The sequence below is a fragment of the Paraburkholderia sediminicola genome (genome assembly GCF_046027355.1).
Lineage (GTDB): Bacteria > Pseudomonadota > Gammaproteobacteria > Burkholderiales > Burkholderiaceae > Paraburkholderia > Paraburkholderia sediminicola_B.
In genome coordinates, this window is sequence record NZ_JAQQEK010000045.1 from 49,986 (window position 1) to 58,031 (window position 8,046).

Below are 8,046 nucleotides of genomic sequence, written 5' to 3' on the forward strand. Positions count from 1 at the left end.
TGCTTAGTTACCAGTCCCTACACTGAGAGGTAGTTCATGAATCTGGTCACGACGCTGCGCCGCGGACATCTTCTGAAACATGCCAATCTGTCGGGAGTCGGTCTCGAGATAGGGCCGTACGATCAGCCGACCGTCTTCAAGTCGGAAGCCGATGTGCGATATCTGGACTGGAAAGATAAAGAGCAGCTGGTTCGGGAGTGCACGCACCCGGACATGATCGTCGACATACCCGAAATCGATTACGTGGTTCATTCGAACCGGTACGGCGACTACATCAGCGATAAGTTTGATTACATCATCGCGAATCATGTGATGGAACACGCGCCCAACATGATTCAATGGCTGTCCGATCTATGCGACATGATGCAGCCGGGCGGAATCCTGTTTCTTGCCTTGCCCGACAAGAAGTTCAGTTTCGACAAATATAGGCAGGACACGGCGTTGAGCCATTTCGTGGCCGAGTATCTGGCGGGTGTTGAGGAAATCCCGCGCGAACATCAAATCGAATGCGAGATCTATTACGACGAAGCGTTCGTCAACAAGCCGATGCATGTGGCCGACAAGCTGGATATGAACCGTATCAGGCAGAAGCTGGAGGCGCCTCCGCATGTCGGTATTCACAGCCACGTTTTCGAGAGCGGCACGATCGTGTCCAAGGTCTTGAAGCCGATTCTGAAGATGGGCTTCGTGGAATTCAATCTCGTCGACTTCGTGCCTGCGCGCGGAGAAACCGGCGGAGAGATGATCATTGTTTTTCGCAAGGAACCTCCTCGCGTGGAGCTCACAACCGAGGAGTTCTACAGTGCTCCGGTGGGTACGAGGCCGGTGAACACGAGCGCCGACCCGGCGGAACGGCTCGCCGAAGCCGAAAAAGCCCTTGCGGAAATGCGAGCCAAGGTCGCGATGATGCAAGAGGAGATCGCATCACGGACTTCGACGATCAGGGCGCTCGAGTCGTCGACCTCCTGGCGAATCACGGCGCCGCTGCGTGCCGCGGTGACGAAGCTTCGCGGGCTCGGCGCGAGGGGGCGAAACGTATCGTATTGAGTGCGTGCATCGAAGCCGCTACTTACCCCGGTGTATCCGGCAGCCGCGTCGCAATCGACGCAGATAACCGCTTCGAGATCAAGGCGGCAGCCTGACAATCAATCTCGTGAAAAAACTCTCCGGCACCTAGGCGCTGCTGACACGGCCACAGCGCTTCTTTGTATGATGTTCGTCAGATGCCCTTCACCATTTGTCGGAGATCCTATGAAACCGATCAGATTGCGTGTGCCGCGCGAGGAAGCCGCCGACCTGCCGGACGATCTCACCGCGTGGGCGAGCCTCTCTGGCGTTGATCCGGGACTGACGGTATTGAGCGAGCCCGGTTCCACGACCGACAGCAGCTCGCCGGTCCTGTACCAGGTCTACGTGAGCCAAAGCTTCTTCGAGCAGTTCCCGGAATGGCGGATGTATATCGAGCAGTAGGGGATCACGGCTCGATGCGCCGGGATCGCGGTCAGAAAATCGCTTTGTGATTGATCCGACGAGCCATGTGCCGTCGGTAAGCGGTTTTTGAAAACATCGTACGAAATCCCTGGTTATATTCGTCGACAGGTGTCTGTAAGATAGCGATTCACCAGCGCCCCGAGCGCGGTGTGTGTTTTGAGCCGCAGCGTTGCCTGCGGCTTTTTTTTACTCGGCTTTTCTGAGCGGGGTAGTAGTTTCCCTGGCGGTTCACCCGGGGGCATGGCAGTTGCGCATACTGGCTACATACGCGGACCATCGCGTCAGGAGAGTGATCATGGCTTGCCAATCCTATGCTCCGTATCGTGGGTTCACAATCGACGTTCAGGTCACGACCGGGAAGACGTTGTGTTTACACAGTGTCGGACGCCGGTACAGGGTGTCTTGGGCTATCAGTTCGTCCAGTCAACCTGCACAAAAGGTTGCAAGTTTTCCAGAGCAACTGGAATTCGTCTCTGAGCAAGACGCGTTCAGATATGCCGAGAAGCGAGCGCACACGTTTATCGACTGTATGCACTCGGAAGACTCCGCCATGTATTCCCTTCGTGATGTTGGGGGCGGGCGGGAGGAAGCGCCTCGCGCCTAAGGGAGTGATGCTTGGGGTGATGCCTGTTTGGCCGGTGCCCGGCGCTGCGTTGCACGCGTCATCTCGCATCTTGCGGTGAGCGGACGATTCCGCCTTGGCAGTCTTGGGCGATGCCGAAATCGCGATTTTTATGCCCCACCAGTACCCCCTAAAATTCGTCTCCTGAGGAAATACGGGGGCGATTCCCGTTGCGCGCGGTCGCGTCGGGCTCGCCGATTAGCGTACAGCGACATTCGTGACGGCGGCAACCGGGCCTGACACCGGCCGCTGATGCCGCGGTGGGGAGCTATCTAAAAAACAGGCATAATTCAGGTCCAGAACCGAGTGGCCGCTGACTGTCGAGGCGGTAGACCCGCCGTGTGGACCGATAGCTTGTTTAGTCCACAGGCGGGCAGCAGCGTTATGCTTAACAATCAAAGGCTTATAGAAGTATATTCGGGCGCAAGTTTATCTTGCAAACCATGGTTGCAGACCCCATAATTGAGTTGTAGCGGCGTTGCGGTTTAAATAGGCCCCGCCCGGACCAACCTGCGACAAATCAACGCCGACAATCGTAAGCGTACTCTTAAGTACGTCAGGCCCGGGTACCGCACCATTCCATAGCCTCCCAATAGGGAGGCTATTTTTATATGGCGAAAACAATCTATCTGGACGAAAGCGGGTGTTTGGGGTGGAAGCTGGACGAAGCGTATAGGCGCGGCGGATCTAGCAGGCATTTCACACTCGCTGCAGCGGTGCTTCCCGATGGAGATGATGCCGTCTTGAATCGCGTGGTCCGCGGCATTTATAAGCAGCGTGGCCGGTCCGTCAAGAACGAAATAAAATCCGTGGCGCTCTCACCTGCCGAGCGCGAACATTTCGCCCGGCAACTAGCCGCCATCAAGCGGGACAAGGTAAGTTTTCAATTTGCGACCATAACGGTCAGGAAAGAGAACGTTTCTGCTGGGTTCAGGCGACACCCGAACGGGCTCTACAACTACATGGTTGGGCTTCTGTTGCTCGAGCTTATGGCGCGCGAGCCGGCTGTCGCCTTCATCCCAGACGCCCGTACTGTCCGCATTGAGCTCAAGCATGCCATGCACGATTATCTCTGCACGAAGCTATCGGCATTAGGCGCAGACACATTCCTGGAGACGACGCCATGGGAAAGCAAGGATTCTCTGTGCCTCCAGTTCGTCGACATATTGGCTGGCATCGTTTGGGGAAACCATGAATTCAGGACCGGCAACGCCTACAAGATAGTTTCTCCTCATGTCAGGCAGAAGCGGTTGTTCTTTGATCCACCCCAAAAGGCGACTCTAATTCATGCCGAGTGGGCGACCTATCAGGCGCTCGACTTCGACCCAAACGACACTTAGCCCTGACCAAACAGCCCAGCCCCGCGCTGGGCTTTTTCATGTCTGCACCGATGAGCAACGGGCTGGCGTGGGCGCGAACTAGGACGCACTCAGCGCCCGTGACCGCCGCCGTGGCCACCACCATGTCCGCCGCCGCGGCCACCTTCCCAGTGTCCCCGCCCGTAGCCGTGGTCCCAACCGCCGTGGTGGTAATTCCCGTGATGGTAACCGCCGCCTCCAGCCCAGACATTGATGCTTCCGTAGCCGTATGCGGGCACATAGTCGGGACCGTATCCCGGATCGGCGTACCCGTAGCCCGCAGGATATGCGACGCAGCCCGACAGAGCGGCCGCCAAACTGGTAACTGCGATAAGCCTGAGCATGTTGCACCCCCTTAAAAGATCAGAGTGGGGGTGCAAAATGAAGTTCGAGCCGAATTGTGTCCGCAGATTACCGGCGCGCCGAGACCGCGTGCTGAAAAAACTGTTAGACGACCTCCCGGCCTTCCGACGCCGCATACGTGCCGCCGACAATTGCGCCATTCAGCACGCTCTTGATCGTTGCGAGGACTCGCGCGATGATGCTGTGAAAATAAAACGGGGTGACGATGACGACTGCGGCAGGAAAAAAACAGCGAATTATGGAAGCTGGGCTTTCGCGACATCGGCGGTGGGTCTTGTGCTGCTGGTGGCCGCAATTCCACCGACCTCGTATCCAAAAGTGCAGATCGACAAATGTCCCTTCGACTCAGCGGGAAGGGTGATACCCGATCGAACCGCAGATGGTTTGCTAACGCTGGCGGCCGGCATTTACTTCGTGCATAGGGACGGCGTCGACGATTCAATAGTGGCGGCCTACCGCGGGCGATGGGCTGGCTCAAGCCCATTGCGCAAGGTAGAGGGCCATGTCGGCGAAGCTGTTCATGTTGAATATTGCGGCCGCACTGTAACTGACGTCACAGCGTCGGGAGTGACAATATTCGAAGTGCGTCCTGATACTCAGGCGACGATAAATTCCCAGGCAGATTCGGAGAGGCGGTCGAGCGTCATTATGGGCGCCGGTTGGCTGCTCTTAGGCGTGCTCTTTTTTTTCAAGTGGCGCCTTCTGAAGCGTGAGGCTGATTACACCATCGGATAGCAGAGCAGCTCGGCGCGGGCGTCGTCGAAAGTCGGCACCTTCATGATTCGTCGATGGGGATATTGAATTGCGTTCTGCATGCAGGGCACTTCACCGGTTCGACGCTACCCTGAGCCGGTAACGCGGCAAGTGGTTGTTCTTCGCCCGCGAGAAAGCAGACGGGGCAGGGGAACGCCTCGTGCGGTCGTAGGCGGTGCCAGCGGTCGACGAATCGTTGGATCTCCATTTGCGGCGCGTCGATCGCCTCAAGATGATCCAGCAAGACGTGGAAAAGCGGGGCATTCTGCATGTCGCCTCCATGGGCGGTATGCGAACATGTTACGCGGACGTACATGAGAACGTGAGTTCCGCCTCCTGCGGCGTCCACCCACGAACGCCGTGCGTCTGCATGTCGACCTGATGCATCTGCTTCCCCTGTTGGATGCAGTACTCGTCGGCACGCTTCAGGCTGGACGCTTTCACTTCCCCCCAAGGCGTCATGCCGCCGCGGACCTGCGTCGTTACAGTGTAGTTGCCATCGCCGGCCGGCGTGACATCCGATATCGATGTGCATGCAGCGAGCATGCTCAGTGCAGCTAAGGTTGTTTTCGCTTTCATGCGGTCCCCGTTATTTGCGAGTCGATTGTGCCAGGACCCAGGTAAATTCCCCGCCTGACCGGCCTGGCGCTAGGCCTACGCTGCGCTGTACGATCGCGGTTTTCCTCTGGATGATCGCATGGATGTCAAACGGGACGCTTCATTCTTCGCGCGTTTGATTGCCCCAATGCTGAAGCGGTTGCGGCTCATAGCCAGTTCAACGCGAGGTGAGCATACCGTTGACGATCTCAAAGCTGAAGCGTGGATTATCGCTAGCGATGTGCAAACCGAACAAGAAGTTGATCTGGAACCAGACGACGCGGAATTGCAGCACACCGTCGTCACGAGGATCGAAAAGATGTTTGGTAGGGTTCGCCAACAGGAAAATGCGGTTTGCACTGCGCCTCGATCGCGATGACGTAGACGATAATGGCGAGTTGTCCACTAATTCAATCGCGGCGGGGCTTTCCGGCCCTGATGTATACGAGCCAGAGCAAGCGGCGGCGTTATTCCAAGAAAACGAGGAGAGCGAGCGGCGTCTCGGCGCGCGTTATGCTGAGGCTGTAGCGTATGTTCGTGTGCTTGAGCACTTCGATAGCGACAAGCGTGTGATTGCGAATTACCTGTGCTTACCCCTGCCGACGCTGGAGTCTCGTCTTCGTCGTGCTGAGTCGTTGGCAGAGTGCCAGCCTTCCATGTTTGACGGTGTTGAAATCATCCCCGCCGATTTCTTACCACCGAGAGGTAGCCGCAGAGCTGGCCTTCGTGCGGTTAACAATAAATTTCGGAGCGTCTGCAAGATGATCAATCCTCGGCAGGCGCATCTTTTCTTGCGATTGGGGGCAGTTTTCCGGAAAGCTTGAGACTCTTGCATGGAAGCCCCCACGCAAGTTAAAGAACTTTCTCGGACGATCGAGGACGTATGGGCGGCTTAGGTTTGACGGTAGCGGCGGATGCTCTTGAGCACGCGAGCCCTTCTAGATCCAGCGTGGTTGCGAACCCGCTCAGCGCGAACGAATAATCGTAGTCTGCCGTTCCAACTGTAAGTTTCAATCGCAACGTTTGTCCGTCGAGCATTTCCTGGAGCAGCGCTTGCACATCATCCGACCAGTAAATCGTTGACATCGCGCCCTTGTCACCAATCGTCAGTGACGTAACAGCCCGGTTCGGATGAACATCGTTTTGGTCCACACGAGCAACACCCTTAATGTCAAATGGCGCTACGTCTATTTCCGATGGTTTTGCGCCAATGATCATTACAGAAATCAGAGCAAGCGACACGAATTCGCAGTGAGATCCACGTACATGGCTTTGCCGTCGTTCGCGGAATATGTGCGGAAGCGAGCTTCCTTATCGTTCTGCACCTTGTGTTGGGCAAACGTGGACACTAATGGCAGCAAAAAGCCCCGCAGCGCAGGGCATACGGGGCTTTTCTGGGCAAACTCGGGTGCTGCTGGGAAGCTAGTTGGTCCCCCTGACAGGAATCGAACCTGTATCTAGCGCTTAGGAGGCACTTGTTCTATCCATTGAACTACAGGGAGATGGACCTTTGCAATGGGACGACTGAACCCTTGCTGCTGTTGGCTCCAGCCTTATCCCGTGGGCGTTTCCGGCTTTTCTGCTTCTTCCTAAATGAAGCGCCGTGACAGCCCGTGAACCCCAGTTTATAGCAGTCTCTGCTACACTTTTGCTACAAATCGTCCCTGTAGCACCGAAAAGCGATCTGACACTGCTACAGTTTCCGAACGGGGTAAGACATGGCTTCCATCCTGCCAGTCGGCGGTCGCTGGCGTGCCCAGGTACGCAAGCGAGGGCAGAGTATAGCAAAAACGTTCAAAACCAAAGGCGCTGCCGAGGCTTGGGCGCGGGAAAAAGAAGTCGAGATAGACAAGGGACAGAACGCGGTTGATGCGGCGACTACGACCGTCGACGACCTTGTCAAAAAGTACCGTGAAGCGCGAGCCAATTCCGGACGCGCAGTCGCTCCGAAGTCGAACGAGCACTACATCCTGCAGCGACTCGAAGATGCTTTCCAAAGTCACTTTGCATCGAAGCTCACCACGCAGCAGATCGTCAAGTTTGCGCAGGACCGACGCAAGGCCGGCGCGGGCGGCTATACGGTTGACATGGACATTTCCAAACTCGGGACGGTCCTGCGCCACATGGCGTCACTGCTCGGTCTAACGTTGCCGGATGCAATCGGCGCGGCGCGGCCCACGCTCCACCATCTCCGACTGATCGACGCCGGCGGCAAGCGCGATCGTCGACCGACGCCTAAAGAGATCGAAAAGATATTTGCGTGGTTCGCCGAGCACCCGGAGCGTGAGCAGGCGATGCCGGATCTGTTGCGTGTCGCCATGCAGTGCGCGTTCCGCCGGGGCGAGCTGTTCAACCTGAGGTGGGATGACATCGACGCCGAGAATCATCTCGCGTTGGTGCGAGATCGAAAGCATCCCCGCCAGAAGGTGGGCAACAACGAATGGATTCCGCTAATTGGAGATTCGTTCGAGGTCATCATGCGGCAACCACGCTATCCGGTGCCGGACGGGTACTTGGAAAAGCGCAAAGCCGATTTGACACTGCCGCCGCACAAGAACGAATTTATCTTCCGCTTCGACAAGGGAACGGCAAGCAAGTATTTTAAGCAAGCTTGCGACGCCAAAGGCATCGTTGACCTGCATTTTCACGATCTGCGGCATGAGGCTACGAGTGCGCTATTTGAGGCAGGCTGGCAGATTCCGGAAGTGGCCACCGTAACAGGGCATAAGGATTGGCGCAACCTCAAACGGTATACAAATCTTGACCCGGCGCAGGTGGCGAAGAAAGGGCGGTTAAAATCGGTCAAGGCCGCATAGTGGTGGGCAGGGAACTGATATCGCCGACTGCGTCCAGCCGCTACTC

The 8,046-nt window shown here is 56.8% G+C and carries 10 protein-coding genes and 1 tRNA gene; 7 read left to right on the plus strand and 4 right to left on the minus strand.

Annotation, left to right across the window (positions count from 1 at the left end):
* Positions 1-36 precede the first annotated feature (36 nt).
* The 4 genes from PQR42_RS40990 (at position 37) to PQR42_RS41005 (ending at position 4,569) form a co-directional block, all read left to right on the plus strand.
* Positions 37-1,047, plus strand: coding sequence for a class I SAM-dependent methyltransferase (locus PQR42_RS40990; RefSeq protein ID WP_408385572.1), 1,011 nt, complete (start codon positions 37-39; stop codon positions 1,045-1,047).
* 204 nt (positions 1,048-1,251) lie between these two features.
* A complete protein-coding gene (locus tag PQR42_RS40995) occupies positions 1,252-1,470 on the plus strand; it encodes a hypothetical protein (RefSeq protein ID WP_408385574.1) in 219 nt (72 codons plus the stop codon).
* 1,254 nt (positions 1,471-2,724) lie between these two features.
* Positions 2,725-3,453 carry a DUF3800 domain-containing protein gene (locus PQR42_RS41000; protein WP_408385576.1) on the plus strand — a complete coding sequence of 243 codons (729 nt, stop codon included), beginning with the start codon at positions 2,725-2,727 and terminating at the stop codon, positions 3,451-3,453.
* A 450-nt stretch (positions 3,454-3,903) separates the two neighbouring features.
* Entirely contained in the window at positions 3,904-4,569 is a 666-nt protein-coding gene (locus PQR42_RS41005) for a hypothetical protein (RefSeq protein WP_408385578.1), read from the plus strand.
* Positions 4,570-4,609: 40 nt separating this feature from the next.
* On the opposite strand, the gene PQR42_RS41010 is transcribed toward PQR42_RS41005, so the two are convergent.
* Both PQR42_RS41010 and PQR42_RS41015 read right to left on the minus strand, forming a co-directional pair.
* Positions 4,610-4,858, minus strand: coding sequence for a hypothetical protein (locus PQR42_RS41010; protein ID WP_408210221.1), 249 nt, complete (start codon positions 4,856-4,858; stop codon positions 4,610-4,612).
* A 29-nt stretch (positions 4,859-4,887) separates the two neighbouring features.
* Complete coding sequence (locus tag PQR42_RS41015; protein ID WP_408210224.1) at positions 4,888-5,166, minus strand: hypothetical protein; 279 nt, start codon at positions 5,164-5,166, stop codon at positions 4,888-4,890.
* A 118-nt stretch (positions 5,167-5,284) separates the two neighbouring features.
* Between PQR42_RS41015 and PQR42_RS41020 the strand changes: the two genes are divergently transcribed.
* Together PQR42_RS41020 and PQR42_RS41025 are read left to right on the plus strand one after the other, a co-directional pair.
* The gene (locus PQR42_RS41020) at positions 5,285-5,563 is read left to right on the plus strand and encodes a hypothetical protein (protein ID WP_408385581.1); all 279 of its coding nucleotides are present in this window, start codon (positions 5,285-5,287) and stop codon (positions 5,561-5,563) included.
* The gene (locus tag PQR42_RS41025) at positions 5,532-6,008 is read left to right on the plus strand and encodes a hypothetical protein (protein WP_408385583.1); all 477 of its coding nucleotides are present in this window, start codon (positions 5,532-5,534) and stop codon (positions 6,006-6,008) included. The genes PQR42_RS41020 and PQR42_RS41025 overlap by 32 nt, the downstream gene beginning before the upstream one ends.
* Before the next feature lie 28 nt (positions 6,009-6,036).
* Here the strand turns inward: PQR42_RS41025 and PQR42_RS41030 are convergent, their stop codons facing one another.
* Both PQR42_RS41030 and PQR42_RS41035 read right to left on the minus strand, forming a co-directional pair.
* Positions 6,037-6,426, minus strand: a complete 390-nt coding sequence (locus PQR42_RS41030; RefSeq protein ID WP_408385585.1) for a hypothetical protein — start codon at positions 6,424-6,426, stop codon at positions 6,037-6,039.
* A 185-nt stretch (positions 6,427-6,611) separates the two neighbouring features.
* Positions 6,612-6,686 (minus strand) — tRNA-Arg (locus PQR42_RS41035).
* A gap of 216 nt (positions 6,687-6,902) precedes the next feature.
* Here PQR42_RS41035 and PQR42_RS41040 point away from each other — a divergent pair.
* The gene (locus PQR42_RS41040) at positions 6,903-8,000 is read left to right on the plus strand and encodes a site-specific integrase (protein ID WP_408385587.1); all 1,098 of its coding nucleotides are present in this window, start codon (positions 6,903-6,905) and stop codon (positions 7,998-8,000) included.
* Positions 8,001-8,046 lie beyond the last annotated feature (46 nt).

Excerpts from the sequence above, each read along its gene's own strand:
- PQR42_RS40990 (WP_408385572.1), top strand. The coding sequence starts at position 37 with ATGAATCTGGTCACGACGCTGCGCCGCGGACATCTTCTGAAACATGCC.
- PQR42_RS40995 (WP_408385574.1), top strand. The coding sequence starts at position 1,252 with ATGAAACCGATCAGATTGCGTGTGCCGCGCGAGGAAGCCGCCGACCTG.
- PQR42_RS41000 (WP_408385576.1), top strand. The coding sequence starts at position 2,725 with ATGGCGAAAACAATCTATCTGGACGAAAGCGGGTGTTTGGGGTGGAAG.
- PQR42_RS41010 (WP_408210221.1), bottom strand. The coding sequence starts at position 4,858 with ATGCAGAATGCCCCGCTTTTCCACGTCTTGCTGGATCATCTTGAGGCG.
- PQR42_RS41015 (WP_408210224.1), bottom strand. The coding sequence starts at position 5,166 with ATGAAAGCGAAAACAACCTTAGCTGCACTGAGCATGCTCGCTGCATGC.
- PQR42_RS41020 (WP_408385581.1), top strand. The coding sequence starts at position 5,285 with ATGGATGTCAAACGGGACGCTTCATTCTTCGCGCGTTTGATTGCCCCA.
- PQR42_RS41025 (WP_408385583.1), top strand. The coding sequence starts at position 5,532 with ATGCGGTTTGCACTGCGCCTCGATCGCGATGACGTAGACGATAATGGC.
- PQR42_RS41040 (WP_408385587.1), top strand. The coding sequence starts at position 6,903 with ATGGCTTCCATCCTGCCAGTCGGCGGTCGCTGGCGTGCCCAGGTACGC.